The organism is Streptomyces sp. NA04227 (assembly GCF_013364195.1).
Lineage (GTDB): Bacteria > Actinomycetota > Actinomycetes > Streptomycetales > Streptomycetaceae > Streptomyces.
Genome location: NZ_CP054918.1, coordinates 48403 through 63078, shown reverse-complemented (window position 1 = coordinate 63078; position 14676 = coordinate 48403). Strand labels below are relative to the sequence as shown.

General features: G+C 68.5%; 14 protein-coding genes. 2 read left to right on the top strand and 12 right to left on the bottom strand.

Going from position 1 to position 14676, the window contains the following annotated elements:
- Positions 1 to 66 precede the first annotated feature (66 nt).
- The 6 genes from HUT18_RS00290 to HUT18_RS00265 form a co-directional block, all read right to left on the bottom strand.
- Positions 67 to 735: an HAD-IA family hydrolase gene (locus tag HUT18_RS00290; protein WP_176096696.1), complete on the bottom strand. Its 669-nt coding sequence runs from the start codon at positions 733 to 735 to the stop codon at positions 67 to 69.
- Between the two features lie 443 nt (positions 736 to 1178).
- Positions 1179 to 1760 (bottom strand): snapalysin family zinc-dependent metalloprotease, encoded by a 582-nt coding sequence (locus HUT18_RS00285; protein WP_176096694.1) that lies wholly within the window; start codon positions 1758 to 1760, stop codon positions 1179 to 1181.
- Between the two features lie 321 nt (positions 1761 to 2081).
- Positions 2082 to 2615 carry a kinase gene (locus HUT18_RS00280; protein ID WP_176104203.1) on the bottom strand — a complete coding sequence of 178 codons (534 nt, stop codon included), beginning with the start codon at positions 2613 to 2615 and terminating at the stop codon, positions 2082 to 2084.
- A gap of 233 nt (positions 2616 to 2848) precedes the next feature.
- Positions 2849 to 3301 (bottom strand): flavodoxin family protein, encoded by a 453-nt coding sequence (locus HUT18_RS00275; RefSeq protein WP_176096692.1) that lies wholly within the window; start codon positions 3299 to 3301, stop codon positions 2849 to 2851.
- 189 nt (positions 3302 to 3490) lie between these two features.
- A complete protein-coding gene (locus HUT18_RS00270; protein WP_176096690.1) occupies positions 3491 to 4357 on the bottom strand; it encodes an AraC family transcriptional regulator in 867 nt (288 codons plus the stop codon).
- A 64-nt stretch (positions 4358 to 4421) separates the two neighbouring features.
- Positions 4422 to 5234, bottom strand: coding sequence for a phytanoyl-CoA dioxygenase family protein (locus HUT18_RS00265; RefSeq protein ID WP_176096688.1), 813 nt, complete (start codon positions 5232 to 5234; stop codon positions 4422 to 4424).
- A 250-nt stretch (positions 5235 to 5484) separates the two neighbouring features.
- On the opposite strand from HUT18_RS00265, the gene HUT18_RS00260 reads away from it, so the two are divergent.
- Positions 5485 to 6393, top strand: a complete 909-nt coding sequence (locus tag HUT18_RS00260) for a LysR family transcriptional regulator (protein ID WP_176096686.1) — start codon at positions 5485 to 5487, stop codon at positions 6391 to 6393.
- On the opposite strand, the gene HUT18_RS00255 is transcribed toward HUT18_RS00260, so the two are convergent.
- The 6 genes from HUT18_RS00255 to HUT18_RS00235 form a co-directional block, all read right to left on the bottom strand.
- Positions 6394 to 7239 (bottom strand): carbohydrate ABC transporter permease, encoded by an 846-nt coding sequence (locus HUT18_RS00255; protein WP_176096684.1) that lies wholly within the window; start codon positions 7237 to 7239, stop codon positions 6394 to 6396.
- Between the two features lie 50 nt (positions 7240 to 7289).
- On the bottom strand, positions 7290 to 8216 hold the full coding sequence (locus tag HUT18_RS00250; protein ID WP_254878358.1) for a carbohydrate ABC transporter permease: 927 nt from the start codon (positions 8214 to 8216) through the stop codon (positions 7290 to 7292).
- A 23-nt stretch (positions 8217 to 8239) separates the two neighbouring features.
- The gene (locus HUT18_RS33210) at positions 8240 to 9100 is read right to left on the bottom strand and encodes a metallophosphoesterase (protein WP_217710453.1); all 861 of its coding nucleotides are present in this window, start codon (positions 9098 to 9100) and stop codon (positions 8240 to 8242) included.
- Entirely contained in the window at positions 9097 to 10482 is a 1386-nt protein-coding gene (locus HUT18_RS00245) for an ABC transporter substrate-binding protein (protein ID WP_176096680.1), read from the bottom strand. The genes HUT18_RS33210 and HUT18_RS00245 overlap by 4 nt, the downstream gene beginning before the upstream one ends.
- A 107-nt stretch (positions 10483 to 10589) precedes the next feature.
- Entirely contained in the window at positions 10590 to 11708 is a 1119-nt protein-coding gene (locus tag HUT18_RS00240) for an ABC transporter ATP-binding protein (protein ID WP_176096678.1), read from the bottom strand.
- Positions 11709 to 12191: 483 nt separating this feature from the next.
- Entirely contained in the window at positions 12192 to 12992 is an 801-nt protein-coding gene (locus HUT18_RS00235) for an SDR family NAD(P)-dependent oxidoreductase (protein WP_217710452.1), read from the bottom strand.
- A 588-nt stretch (positions 12993 to 13580) separates the two neighbouring features.
- On the opposite strand from HUT18_RS00235, the gene HUT18_RS00230 reads away from it, so the two are divergent.
- Positions 13581 to 14588 carry a sigma-70 family RNA polymerase sigma factor gene (locus HUT18_RS00230; RefSeq protein ID WP_368661497.1) on the top strand — a complete coding sequence of 336 codons (1008 nt, stop codon included), beginning with the start codon at positions 13581 to 13583 and terminating at the stop codon, positions 14586 to 14588.
- Positions 14589 to 14676 lie beyond the last annotated feature (88 nt).

Sequence of the window (14676 nt, the reverse complement as noted above, 5' to 3'; positions counted from 1 at the left end):
GCGATCCCGACCGAACGCCGGTCGGGACGCGTTCAGGCCCCCGACCGGGCGGCACTGGGGACGCGCTCAGTGTCCGCCGGGCACCAGCTGGTCGAGAGCCTTGATGGTCCGCGCGGCATCCACATGGGTCACGGCCGTCCAGCCGCGGCGGCGGGCTGCCGCGCAGTTGGACTCCAAGTCGTCGATCAGCAGGCACTGTTCGGGGCTCGCCGCGAAGGTGGTCTCGGCAAGGGCGAAGAGCGCTTCGTCGGGCTTGGCGAGGCCGACCTCGTGCGAGCGCAGCACCGCGTCGAACAGGGCCTCGGAGCGTCCGGCGGCGGCGAACATGGCCGCACGGTGCGGCTCCCACTCCAGGACACTGTTGGTGAGCAGCCCCGTCCGCAGTCCCCGGGCGCGCAGTACCGCGAGGTGGTCGAAGAGGGTCACGTCGAGCGCGCGGCCGTCGTAGTAGAAGTGGTCCCCGAACCGGCCGAGGTCGACCCGCGGCCGCCATCGGGGCGCCAGGGCGGCGGTGACACGTCGCCCCCACTCGGTTTGATCGAGCAGTCCGAGTTCCAGCGGCGCGATGCCGGCGAGCCCCATCTCCGCGGCGACCGCTTCGACAGCCGCACTCAAGGCGTCGGCCGGCACCTCGGCGGCTCGCACCACCCGGGCGAACGCCTCGTCCACCGGCGGAGTCAGCACACCCCCGAAGTCGCACCACACCACCGCGAGTTCGCCTGCGCTCGCCGTCATCTCGCCCTCGCTTCGTCTCGCCGGGCCCGTACGTTCTCAGCCAGGACTCACCTCGTGTTCCCCGGACAGGGGGGCGCGTTCCGTCGCATGCGTACGAGCGGGTCGGCCGCCACCCACCCATGCCCGTATACCCGTATACGCCACGTACGTAGATCCTCTTGCCGCCCGGTAGCCACCGGCAAGAAGCAAAGTCCGAACGGTCGATTGGCCCGGCTGATCGACCGTGGTGGTGACCGTTCCGGGCACGAGCGCCGGTGTGTCCGCACCGGCCCGGGGGCGGAAAGGTTTTCGCCCCCGGGCCGGCAGTGGTCAGAACGCACTGAGTAGGGCCCGCTGCTGGTCGGGCCGACTGGCTGGTGGCCGTAGGTCCACTGGAGGACCGGGGTGGATGACCGGGGCTGCGTTGGCGGTCAAGTCGCCCGGGACGTCCGGCACTTGCCAGGTCAGTGCGCGTCGACCAGCACGCGGCCGTCGGCCGGGGTGCGCGTGGCGGCGCGGCCGGAGTACGCGGACTCGACGCGGGACTGCTCGGCCGCGTTGGGCACGGCGTTCGTGCAACTGGTGCCGGCGCTGGAGCCCGACATCAGCTCGGAGCACGGGCCGGGCTTGGTGTCCGGCAGGCCCAGGTTGTGGCCGATCTCGTGGGCGGCGATGCGGGTCTTGTCATACCCGTCGTCGACGGCCTGGCTGCCGAGTTCCACCCGGGCCTGGCCGCCCGGTCGCACCGGGCCGAGCGTGGCCTGCGGCCAGCCGGTGGTGGCGACGATCTGGATCTCGGCGCGGGTGCCGGGCTGCGCCTTCACCAGCTTCACGTTGCTGACGTTCGCGTTCCAGGTGGCGACTCCGGAGGAGATGGCCGATTCCCAACCACCTGCGCGGGAGTCGTCGTAGTAGAGAGTCGTCACCGCCGAAACGCGTGCTGGTGCGGTGTTCGAGGATATGGACGCGGCGTTCGTCGTCGGCGCCATGATCATGGTGATTGCCGCGGCGGTACCGGCTGCCGCAAACCACTTACGGTGGGGCATGGCTGTCCTTTCGCTGCTCTGGTCTCCGCGAGACGGAGGAGGGGCGGGTGACACGGGCGGCTGCCTCGGTACGGATCGGGGCACCCGACCTGTCGGCGTACTGTCAAATTCTCGTGGCCGAGAGTATGCGGGCGCTACACCTCGTTCCGCCAATGTCGGCCGCCCACAAGCTCCTTGATCCACCCGAAGATCCGAACAAGGCGATTGAGGCTCAGTTCACCCGCGTACGTCATTTCCATGGATGCGGCACGCCCGCGCCCGGAGCCTGGTGACGCCGCTGGGGCCGCACTGTCCCGCCCTCGGGCCGGTGGGGCGCCCGGGTCAGCGGTCCCGGGCCGGCAAGTGGGCCAGGCCGGTGTCGAGCATGATGCGATCGACGGTCTCGTGCAGGGCACTGTCGGCACCGATGACGGCCTCGACGCCGCCGGGCAGCAGATCGCGTGCCCGGAACCAGTCGCGCAGTTGCCCCTCGCCGACCTCTTCGGCGATCGGCTTGGTGGCGTGCCGGGCGAGGGTCTCACCGAACGGCACGTCCAGGTAGTAGCCGTGGGTCGGCCCGCGGTGATCGGCACGTAGCTGGGCGAGCATGTCGCCGTAGCGATCGGCGTAGAGGATGCCCTCCACGACGACATGAAAGCCGGCGTCCAGCGCGTAGCGGGCCGTCAGCCCGATCAGGCCGATGCTCGCGGCGCCCGGCCTGTCACGTTCGCGCAGCACGATCCGGCGGAGGTTGTCCTGGGCGACCACGGCCAGACCGCGACCGAACCTCTCGCGAAGGCGGGCGGCCACGGACGACTTTCCCGAGGCGCTGTTGCCGCGCAAGATGACCAACCGGGTTTCCTCCGTGCCCACCATCACACGGGTAACGCTATCGACGACCACCGACAACAGGAGACACAGCCTCTTTGTGTATCCACCTTCTCGCGCATCAACTTCCCAGCAATTCACACCCATTTGGGAATTACACGCGCGCGTCCGGCGACGACTTGCTGTGGAACGTGTCTGCGCACATCAGCCGCTCCTCGAGGGTGGCCGACGGCCAGTCAGCCAGCCACAGGCAGAGGAAGGCGGGCTCAAGCCGTGCCGCGCTACGCGACCAACCCCGCCGCAACCGTCGCCCCGAGTTCCCAACACGCCTCAAGGGTGGACTTGTCCGGGGTCCCCGTGGACTTGACGGCGGCCGCCGTCTGCTGCCAGCCGAGGCCGGTGGTGACGGCTTCGATGCCGCGGACCGCGCCGGTCACGTCGTTACCGCCGTGGACGTAGTACCCGAACGGCCGTCCCTGGGTCTCGTCCAGGCAGGGGTAGTAGATCTGGTCGAAGAAATGCTTGAGGGCACCGGACATGTAACCGAGGTTCGCGGGGGTGCCCAGAATGTAGCCGTCAGCCTGGAGGACATCCGAAGCGGTGGCGCTCAGCGCCGCACGCCGTACGACCTCGACACCTTCGATCTCGTCGGTGGTGGCTCCCTTCACCACTGCCTGAAACAACTCGTCGAGGTTGGGGGACGGCGTGTGATGCACGATCAAGAGTTGGGCCATGGTTCCCGACTCTAAGCCTCGCGCTCACCGGCTGAAGACCCCGGCCGACACCCCACTCGGCGACTGCATGCCGCCAGCGGGTGAGCAGGGGCGCAGGCCGCGACCACCTCTGTGGCGCGTGCAGGTGGCGGGTAGTTGGCGGCCAACCGAATCGCTCGCACGCGCCTGCCTGGGGGATTGCCGCTGTGTTCAGCAGCGCTCAGCCTCCACGGCCAGCCACAGTTCGGCGTCGGCCTCGGTCTTCTCCGGCGACAGGCGGGTGCGCAGGATCTCCGGCCCGGTGCGGGTGCGATATGGATTCGACGGGAACCACTCGGTGAACACGTCCCGCCACAGCTCCTGGATGGCCTGCGGCGCCGGCCCGGAGGTGGTGAAGACCGCCCAGGTGCCGGCCGGGACCGCCAACGTGGTCGTGCCCTCAAGAGCGGCCGCGGAGGTGATCACGCCGTGGTGGTAGTCGAGTTCAGTGCCCTCGGCGCGGCTGGGGTCCATGCCGTCGCAGACCGCTACGATGCCGTGCGGCTCCTGGTCCGACAGCTTCTCCAGGCGTTCCAGGGTCCGCGCATCGATCCCACGGACAAAGTCCATGATCGCCTGGTTCGGCCCGGCATGCACCAGCGGTACCCGGGTCTTGAGCCCCACGACGGTGAAGTCCGCCTTGTCCACAACGCGGTATCGCATAGTGCTCCTCCCTTCGATGGTGAGGCGGAAGGCCATCCGGGACTGGGAGTTGAGCGCGGCGCCGGTACGCCGAGCCTCGCCCGGTCCGATGCCGTGCATGGCACGGAACGCCCGCGCGAACGCCTCGCCGGAGCCGTAGCCATAGCGCACGGCGATCTCCAGCAGCGTGTCGTGCCCCGCGAGTACTTCAGCGCCTGCGACGGTGAGCCGACGGCGCCGGACGTACTCCAGCAGGGGCATTCCCGCGAGCGCGGAGAACATCCGGCGCAGGTGGTGCTCCGAGGTGGCGGCGACGCGTGCCAGTTCCTTCACGTCGAGGTCCTGGTCGAGACGGCCCTCGATGTGCTCCATGGCCTGGTTCAGCCGCTCCAGCATGCCCGGCCTCCTTTCTCTTCCTCTCCTCACGACCACCTTGCCAGCGAGGGCGAGTGAAGCACGTCTATCCGGCGCTGCGGTCGGTGCAGTCTCCGTCCGGACCGGGGGTGTCCTGTCCCAGACCGCGGCGGATCGCAATCTCCACGGGTGAGTACGCGCCGTCGTCGCGCTCCAGTTGGTACGGCGCTGCCGGCATCAGCGGCGGCTGCGCCATAAAGCGTGGCCGCACCCCATGGTGAGGTTGCGCCGCGTGCACCAGGAACGGATGGCACAGGAAGACGTCGCCCGGGGACCCGGTCGCAAAGGCGAGTGGCCGGTGGTCGGACGCCGCCACCAGATCGGGTGCGAGGGTCAGCCCGCTCGCCCCGTCCTCCCCGTACTTCTCCAACACCTTCGGCACGTCGAGGTGTGAGCCGACCCGGATCCGGGTCGGGGCGTCCTCCTCACCAACCTCGCTGAACAGGAACAGCATCAGCAGCGCCCGGCCCTGGGAGCGCAGATTCGTGAAGTACCAGCTCTCGCCCTCCGGCAGATAGCTCCCCTCGATGTGCCAGCCCGCGTCGTCCGGCTCTTCCTCGTGCGGAAAGCGCAGCGGGAACGTACCCAGCGAGTAGCGCGGTTCCCAGCGTCCCGCGCCCACGAGCAGGTCGTACGCGTGCTGCAGGGAAGGAGAGTTGGGTGCGGCGGCGAACGGTCCCTGCGCCATGCCGGCCACCCAGTGCACAGGCTTCGTCCACGTCGACGGGTCGTCCGGGTCGCAGCCCGTCTCCCGCCACAGCAGCCGCGCACAGTCCGCCGCCACGCGCGGCGCGACGGCGCCCTCCAATCTCACGAAGCCGTCGCGGAGGAAGCGAGATACCAAGGTCGTGTCATCCATGCCCTCATCGTGCGGCGCCACCGGCCCCGGTCACCCGACATTCTCCGCACCGCCTTTGTCGGGTGATCACCGGAGCGCGGTCAGGCGGCGTATCGCCTGGCCGACCATGATTGTTCTCAGTTGCGCGGCCCGGCCGATCGGCACGGAGTCCGTCAATCCTGTTCAGCGGGAGCGACCGAGGGCGTTGCCGGGCGTTCACCGGGGCGCTCGGCGAGGTGGCGAAACTGGCCGCGGTGAGGGAGGACGGACAATGGAACTGCGTCACTTGGTCTCGTTCCTCGCGATCGCGGAGGAACTGCACTTCGGCCGTGCCGCGGCGCGGCTGCATCTGGCACAGCCGTCCCTGAGCCAGCACCTGCAACGCCTGGAGCGCTCGGTCGGCGTCGAGCTGGTGGCCCGGAACTCCCACGAGGTACGGCTCACGCCCGCCGGGGTGGTCTTCCGCGAACAGGCCAGCGACATCGTCGCCCGGGTCGAGCGCGCGGCCCGTACCGCACGCGCGGCGGCCGCCGGCCGGGCGGGCACCGTCCGCGTCGGCTACAACTTCCCCGCGTTCCAGCGCGTTCTGCCCGACACGCTCACCACCCTCGCCGCGCGTCATCCCGCGATCGACGTCGAGATGCGCGAGATGCGCACAGGACCGCAGCTCGCCGCCCTCGCGCAGGGGCACATCGACGTGGCCATGGTGTACGGCAAACCGGCCGGAACCAAGCTGCGTCACCGGCACCTGCTGCGGGTCCCGCTCGTCGCCGTCGTCGGCACCAAGCACCGATGGGCGGGCCACGACCGGGTCCCGTTCGGTGCCCTGGCCGGGGAGTCGTGCATCCTCTTCGACCGGGCCCAGTCGACGGCGATGTACGACGCGATCTTCTCCGCGGCCGAGCGGTGCGGCATCGAGCTCACGGTGGCCGAGGAGGTCGACGACCCGGGTGCTACGGCGATCCTGGCCTCCGTCCGGCCGGTCGTCGGCTTCGCCTCCGAGCCGCGCGGACGACTGGCCGTGGCCGCACACGGCGGTCCGCAGACCGCCGTGGTGCGGCTCTACGACCCGGTCCCCACGCTGGACCTGTACGCCGTGTGGGCCGACTCCGACCGCGCGCCCCTGGTGGACGCGTTCCTCGACTGCCTGCCAGCCGCCCACCTCATGCACGGGAGCTGACTACTTCAGTCCCGAGCGGACGAAGGCGTTCACGATGTGCCGTTGCAGGAACAGGTACAGCGCGAACACCGGCAGGCAGGTCATCCCGGACGCGGCCATCAGCGGCCCCCAGTCGTTGCCCTCGGTGCCCATGAAGCTGCGCAGCCCCAGTTGCACCACGCCGTTGCTGCGCTGCATCACCATCGCGGGCCAGAAGTACTCGTTCCACGCGGTGATGACCAGCAGGATGCCCAGCGCCGCGAGCACCGGCCGCAGCGTCGGGACGACCACGGTCCACAGGATGTTCCAGGAACCGCGCCCGTCCATCCGGGCGGCCTCCAGGAGTTCCTTGGGGAAACTCATCAGGTGCTGCCGCAGCATCAGTACGCCCAGTGCCGAAACCAGCGACGGCACGATCACCCCGGCCAGGGTGTTGAGCAGACCCAGTTCGGAGAGCAGTACGTAGTTGGGCAGCATGGTCACCTGGAAGGGGACCAGCCAGGTGCCGACGAACGCCAGATGCAGCAGGCGCTCGAACCTGAACCGCCAGGCGGCGAACGCGTAGGCCGCGAGCAGGCCCGTGAGCAACTGGCCGAGCGCGGTCAGCACCGCGATGACGGCGGTGTTGACCAGCATCCTGACCATGTCGGTCTTGGCGATCGCCTCGCGGTAGTGCTCCAGCGACAACGGCCACGGCACGGGCGACAGCGAGTACACGTCACCGGGAGCGCGCAGGGACGTCGCGTAGAGCCAGTAGATCGGGAACAGACAGGCCAGGCTCGTCAACGCGAGCACCAGGTGCCCGACGATCCTGCGCCCGGTGCCACGGTCGCCGACGGGATCGTCGGACTCGGCGCGGACACGCATGGTTTGTCCCTCCTTTCGGTCGGTTGTCGAATGCGGTCAGTCGTCTGCGGTCAGTCGTCGGAGTGGCTGAGCCGGTCCGAGAGCCACACCAGGACGGCGGCGACCAGTACGAAGCCGAGGAAGAAGAGCACTCCCGCGGCGGCGCCGAGGCCCGCGTCGTAACTGTGGAACCCGTAGTCCCAGAGCAGGTAGTAGACGGTCGTCGTCGATTCCGCCGGGCCGCCCTGGGTGAGCGTGTCGATGAGCGGGAACGTCCACTGCGCGGAGAGCAGCACCGTCATCAGGACCAGGAACATCACCGTCGGCGACAGCATCGGCAGCGTGATCCACCGCAGGATCTGCCACCGGGAGGCCCCGTCCACCTGCGCGGCCGCGGCGTACTCGGGATTGATGCCGGTCAGCCCGGCCGACACCACGAGCACCGCGAAGCCGACGATGTGCCAGCCGGTGATCACGATGATCGCGAGCTGCGCGGGACCCGACTCGTGCAGCCAGTTGATCCGGGTGCCGAGTACCGAGTTGACCGCGCCGGAGCCCGGATCGAGCAGCCACTGCCATACCGCCGCGCCCGCCACCGGCGCCACCAGCATCGGCGCGAACACCATCGCCCGGTACGCCGCGCCCGCCCGCCCCTTCACCCGCCGCGACAGCAGCGCGACCACCACCGGAACGACCACCGTGAACGGCAGCAGCCCGAGGATGACCAGCACCGTGCGCCACACCGAGGCGCCCATGTCCGGCGTCGTCAGCAGCCGCTCGTAGTTGGCCGTGCCCACCTCCCGCATCGGCGAGGTCGGCAGCAGGTTCCACGAGTGGAACGACAACTCCACGGTCTGGGCCAGCGGTTGGTACGTCCACACCACCAGCATCGTCAGCGCGGGCGCCAGATACAGGTACGGCGGCGCCGCCCGGCACACCCGGCGCCACCGGGCGGGCCGGGCGGCGGGCACGGCCGCGGCAGTCCGCGGCCGTGCCACACTCACCTCCACAAAGGATCCGCTCACCACGAACCGACCACTTCGCGGACGTATCCCAGCCGTTCGGCCTCCTCGACGTCGTACACCGAGGCGGCGCGCGACATCGGTACGGCGGTCGCGACCAGATGGTCCCCGAACACGTCGATACGGCTGAACGCGGCATCCGCGTCGGCCCGCAGCCTGCCCTCGGGCGGCACGACGGTCACGCCGTACGCCGTGGAGGGGCCCACCCACACCGGTATCCGGGCGAGCGCGCCACATCCGGTGTGATGCGCGTGACCGGTCACGATCATGCGCACATCGCTGCCGGCGAGGACGGCGGCCAGCCCGTCGCCGCCGCGTCGCATCCGCAGCAGATGCACGGTCGGCACCGGCGACGGCAGCGGCGGATGGTGGGTCACAAGCAGCGTCCCGAGCGGTGCGGGCTCGGCCAACACCTCGGCCAGCCAGTCCAGTTGGGACTGCGACAGATGCCCCTCGTGCCGACCGGGTTCGGTGCTGTCGAGTACGACGACCCGCAGTCCGCCGATCATCCGCACCACGTCGTAGTCCGCCGCGGAAGGAGCCTCGTCGAGGAGTTCGGTGCGGAACGCCGCCCGGTCGTCGTGATTGCCGGTCGCGTACACCACCTCGGCGCCCATGCGCGCGGCCGCCGGTTCCACCACCGAACGCAGCCGCCGGTACGCGCCCGCCCGCCCGCTGTCGGTCAGATCACCGCTGAGGACGAACGCCGCGACCGGGATGCCCGACGCCTCCACCGTCTCGACCGCGGCGACCAGATTCGCCATCGTGTCGACGGTGCGGTGCATCAACTGGCCCTCGGGCACGATGTGGGTGTCGGACAGCTGGATCAGCGTCAGGTCCGGCCGGTCGCCGCCGGTCATCGGCCGCCACCCGCGATCAGCTTCGCCACCTCGTCCTGGCGGGCCCGCAGCGTGGCCTTCGGGTCCGCGCCCTGGAACACCGCGTTCTCGACGGCCTCCATCATGCCGTCGCGTACCTGCAGATAGCTCGCACCGGGGAACGAGACCCACGGCTCGATCCGCGCCAACTGCTCCAGGTTCGGCTTGATCAGCGGGTTCTTGTCCGCCCACGGCTTCAACGCGGCCGGGTCGTCGACCAGTTCGGTACGCAGCGGCAGGTACCCGATCTTGGTCGCGATGGTCGTGTAGGCCTCCTCGCTGGTCAGGAACTTGATGAGTTCCCACGCGGCCCGCTGCTTGGCGGGGTCCTTGGCGAAGACGAACAGCGCGGCCCCGGAGTTGGTCGGCACGGACCGCTTGCCCTCGAACGTCGGCATCGGCGCGGCCCGCAGCTTCCACTTGCCCTCGGCGCCCTTGCCGAAGTTGCCCTGCATCGCACTGGATTCGAGGATCATCCCGAGGTCACCGCGCGCGAATCCCTCGACCGCCTGCTGCTGCGTACGGTTCGGCATCGCGCCCCCGCGGACCATGCCCTGCATCGTCCGTACCGTCTCGACGACGGCGGGCTCGGCGAACCGCAGCGACTTACGGTCCTGGGAAAGCACACCGCCGCCGTTGGAGCGCACCAGGGCCTGGAAGCACCAGTCCTTCGCGATCTTGGTCAGACAGTCGACATAGGCCCCGTCCTTGCCGGTCTTCGCCTTGATCGCCTTCCCGGCCCGCTCCACCTCCGCCCATGTCGTCGGCGGCTTCTGCGGGTCGAGGCCCGCTTTCTCGAACAGCGCGGAGTTGTAGTACAGAACCGGCGTGGACAGCACGAACGGCACACCGTAGGTCTTGCCGTCCCAGTCGCCCAGCGTGCGCACCGTCTTCCCGTACGGGTACTTCGCCCCGTCGAAGTTCTTCTGCACCTCGTCCTTGCCGACCAGGTCGTCCAACGGCGCCGCCTTGAGCTGGTTCACCGTGAAGTCGAGGTCGCTGAAGCCGAGTTGGGCGACATCCGGCGCGTTCCCGGTCGCGAGCTGACTCTGCAGACTCGACACCGTGTCCGCGGCCGGGTTCGCACTGTTCCCCTGCGGCTTCTGCCCGGTCACCTTGATGTCCGGATGAGCCTTGTGGAACTTGTCGAGCAGCTCGTTGAACGTGTCCGTCCACGGGCCCGCCTGCCCGAAGTTGTAACTCTCCAGTACGAGGGAGACCTTCTGGCCGTCCTTGAGCTCGGGCACACGACTCACCGGCGCGTCGTCGCCGGACGCACTGCTACCGAGACTGCAGCCCGAGGCGAGACCGACCACGACTGCCATGACGGCGCTGGCCAGGAGGGTTGTTCTGGTTGTTCTCATGGGGTGGTGCTCCTTGTTGCGGGGAGGGGAGGGGAGGGGAGGTGAGGGGAGGAAGGGAAGGGCGGGGCGGGGGGTGACGGGTACTGAGGGGGGTGGGGAGGTGAGGGTCAGGCGGAGGTGGCGGCGGGCGCGGACGCGGTGGCGTGCGTGGTTTCCCAGGCGAGGCGGCGTCCGCTCGTGGCGTCGAAGAGGTGCAGATGCTGGGGCTGTGCGGTGAGCGGAACGGGATCGCCGGCGCGAAGGCCCAGGGGCCGCTGGCCGCGCAGACACAGGCGCGCCTCGCCCACGTGGACATGGGCGACTTCCTCGCTGCCGAGGTTCTCCACGCTGTGTACGCGGCCGCGGATGGTGGCGTCGCGGGGCGCCGTCAGGGTGAGGTGTTCCGGCCGGACGCCGAGGGTCACCGGGCGCGAAGGCACGTCGGCGTCGATGCCGAGTGGGAGGTGGAAGCCCCTGCCGCGTACCGAGAGCACACCGTCGGTTGCCTGGACGCTCGCCTCGAGAAGATTCATCGCGGGCGAACCGAGGAACCCGGCGACGAACACTGAGGCGGGCTCGTCGTAGACCTGCTCCGGGGTGCCGACCTGCTCCACCTTGCCGTTGTTCAGGAGCACGATCTTGGTAGCCATGGTCATGGCCTCGACCTGGTCGTGCGTGACGTAGAGGAAGGTCGCGCCGAGTCGCCGGTGCAGCGCGGAGATCTCGGCGCGGGTCGTGGCCCGCAGCTTCGAGTCCAGATTGGACAGGGGCTCGTCCATGAGGAACGCCCCCGGGTCGCGCACCAACGCACGCCCCAGCGCCACGCGTTGACGCTGCCCGCCGGAGAGCTCCTTCGGCCGGCGGTCGAGCAGCCCGTCGAGGTCGAGAACGCCCGCGACCTCCTGCACCTTCGCCTTGATCCGGCTCTTGGACCAGCCGCGCGAGCGCAGCGGGAAGCCGATGTTGCGCGCCACGGACAGGTGCGGGTAGAGCGCGTAACTCTGGAACACCATGGCGAGGTCACGGCCCCGCGGCGGAGTGTGGGTGATGTCGCGACCGTCCAGAAGCACCCGGCCCCCGGTCGGCGGCAGCAACCCCGCGATCATCCGCAACAACGTCGACTTCCCACAGCCACTCGGCCCGAGCAGTACCAGGAAGTCCCCGTCCTCGGCATCGAGCCAGATGTCGTCGACAGCGGTCACCGAGCCGAACTGCCTGGTAACTCCCTCCAGTTGAATACGACTCATGCGCCCCGCTCCCTCTCGCACTCCTGATTCGGCAACGGAATTGCCGCCGGACAGCAGAAGCGCAACAGGGGTGTGTGTACGGCCGGTTAACCGAAAAGGGCGCGGCCAGGACCGAATTGCCCGCAGCAGGGGGTCTGACCTGGGAAGACGGTGTCGGGTCGGCTGGGTTGCGGGGCGTGGCGATAAGGAAACGCAATCGAGTGAGAGGGGAAGTGCGGAGGAAGCAGCTGAGCCGCCATCCGTAAATCCGAATCCCGGCATCCACTTGAAGTGGAAGATTGACGGGAATTCGTGGCGCAGAGAGGCCGAAGTGCGGGAGTTGGGCGCGTGGCGGTGGAACTGGCACGGGGTTGGGTGCCTGGCGCGCGGATGGAGGCACGCGCTTGCCGACAACTCGCGGGAGCCCGCCGCTCGGGGTTGGTGAAGCCGAGGGCGAGCTCCTTTGCGGTTCCTGTTTTTGTTGTTGCGGTTTTGGGGTGTGGTTCAGGTGAGGTTGTGGAGGGTGCCGCCGTCGACGCGGAGTGCGGCACCGTTGGTTGCTGTGGAGAGGGGGGAGGCGAGGTAGGTGATGAGGTGGGCTACTTCTTCGGCTTCGGCGAAGCGGCCGAGGAGGGAGTGGGGGTGGTGGGCGTTGAGGAATTCTTGCTCGATTTGGTGGAGGGGGGTGTCGGGCTGTTGTTCTTGGAGGTAGCTGAAGTAGCGGGTGGTGAGTTCGCTGTGGGTGGGTCCGGGGAGGACGCTGTTGATGGTGATTCCGGTGTTTGGGTAGGTTTCGGCGAGTCCGCGGGCGAGGGCGAGTTGGGCGGTTTTGGTGGTGCCGTAGTGGATCATGTGGGGTGGTATTTCTTGGGCGCTGGCGCTGTTGACGAAGATGACGCGGCCCCACTTCTTGGTTTTCATGTGGGGGAGGTAGTGGCGTGAGAGGCGGACGCCGCTCATGACGTTGAGGTTCCAGAGGTGGTGCCATTGGGCGTCGTCGAGTTCGGTGATGCTGCCGAGTTCGGCGGTCCCGGCATTGTTGATGAGGATGTCGGTCTGAGGGAGGGCTTGGGTGATGGCGCTGATGCCCTCTTCGGTGGTGATGTCGCCGGGAGCGGGGTGGAGTTGGGCGTGGGGGAGGGTTTCGTGGATGTCTTTGATGGCGTCGTGGACGCGTTGTTCGGTGCGGCCGTTGACGTAGACGGTGGCGCCGGCGGCGGCGAGTTCGTGCGCGGTGGCTTTGCCGATGCCGGCGGTGGAGCCGGTGACGAGTGCGGTGCGGTCGGTGAGGTCGAGCGTGATCATGAGGTGGGGCTCCTTGGTGGGTTTGTGGGGGATGTGGGGTGTGGTGGGGGTTGTTGTTGTGGGTGATTGTTGTGGGTGTCGCCTGAGGTTTTCTTGATGGTTGCTTGAGTGCTTTTCCGGGGGTTCCCCGTGCTTCCTCATTCCCGGTGTCCCGGTGTCCCGGTGTCCCGGTGTCCCGGTGTCCCGGTGTCCCGGTGTCGGGGTTCCTTGCTCGATGTCGGCGGCAGGGTTCGTATGAGGAGCTGCTCTACCGCGAGCTGTGCGACCGCTTCCGCCTGCTACGGCATGGGACTTGGATGGCCTGGCGCGGGGGCGTATTGAGGCGGCGGGGTGGGGAGGTTGGGCTTGGCGGGGTGGGTGATGTTGCGGGTGTGGCTTGGTGAGTGGCCCCCGTGCCCGGAACTTCGCCTCTGCCCGCGCCGGAGCTTCGCATCCGCACTTCGCCGGTCGTCGGTTGCTGGTTACGTGAGCTGTGGGCGGCGTGACCGGCTCGGTTTCGCTGGCCGGACCGGGTGCGGGTGGTTTTTGGGTGGGTTGGTTTTGTGCATGCTGTGGGGGTGAGGATTTGCCTTCGGGCTTTGATGTGTAGTGCCTGTAGTGCTTGGTGCTTGTTGCGCCTTATGTCTGTTGTTGTTTCTTGGTTTCTTGGTTTCTTGGATTTGGTGGGGGTGTGTTGTGACTGGTGTCGAGTGGTTGGCGGGTCGGTTTGAGGAGCATCGGGGTTATGTGTGGGGGGTGGCCTTTCGGTTGTTGGGTTCGGGAGCGGAGGCGGATGATGCGGTGCAGGAGTGTTGGTTGCGTTTGTCCCGTTCGTATGGGTCGTATGAGGGGGGAATTGCGAATTTACGGGGGTGGTTGACGACGGTGGTGGGACGGGTGTGTTTGGACATGCTGCGGCAGCGTCGTTCGCGTCGTGAGGATTCGTTGGAGGGGGTTGCGGGGGCCGCTCCGGGGGTTGTTGGAGTTGCCTTGGGGGCCGGGGGTTTGGGTGGGGAGGGCCCGGAGGAGCGGGTGTTGTTGTCGGATTCAGTGGGTGAGGCGTTGTGGGTGGTGTTGGAGGCGTTGGATCCGGCTGAGCGGTTGGCTTTTGTTTTGCATGATGTTTTTGGGGTGCCGTTTGACGAGGTGGCTTTGGTGGTGGAGCGGAGTCCCGCTGCGGCGCGGCAGTTGGCTTCGCGGGCACGTCGTCGGGTGAGGTCGGGTGGCGGGGTTTCGGTGGGGGGTGGTGTGTCGGAGCGGGTGGTGGTGGAGGCGTTCTTGTTGGCGGCGCGGGAGGGGGATTTTGAGGGTTTGTTGGCGGTGCTGGACCCGGGTGCGGTGGCGCGTGCGGATGGGGTGGTGGTGGCGCGGGGCGGGGTGTCGGTGGCGAAGGGCGCTGCTGGTTTTGCCGCGTTGTTGAAGTCGGCCTGGTTGGCGTTGGTGGATGGTGCCGTGGGAGTGGTGGGGGAGCAGGGCGATGGCGGCTTGCGGGTGATGGTGTTCGTGGTGGAGGGGGGTTGGGTGCGTGAGTTGGATGTGGTGACGGATAAGGAGCGAGTGGAGGGGATGGAGTTGGTGCGGTTGGGGCCGGTGTTGTCAGGGCGCGGTGAGGCGTAGCCACCAGCTGTGCTGCGGGTGCCACCGGCGCTGGTGTCGAGGTGGAGAGGGCGAGCGGATATTCGGTGTCCCGCCCGCCCCATGAGGA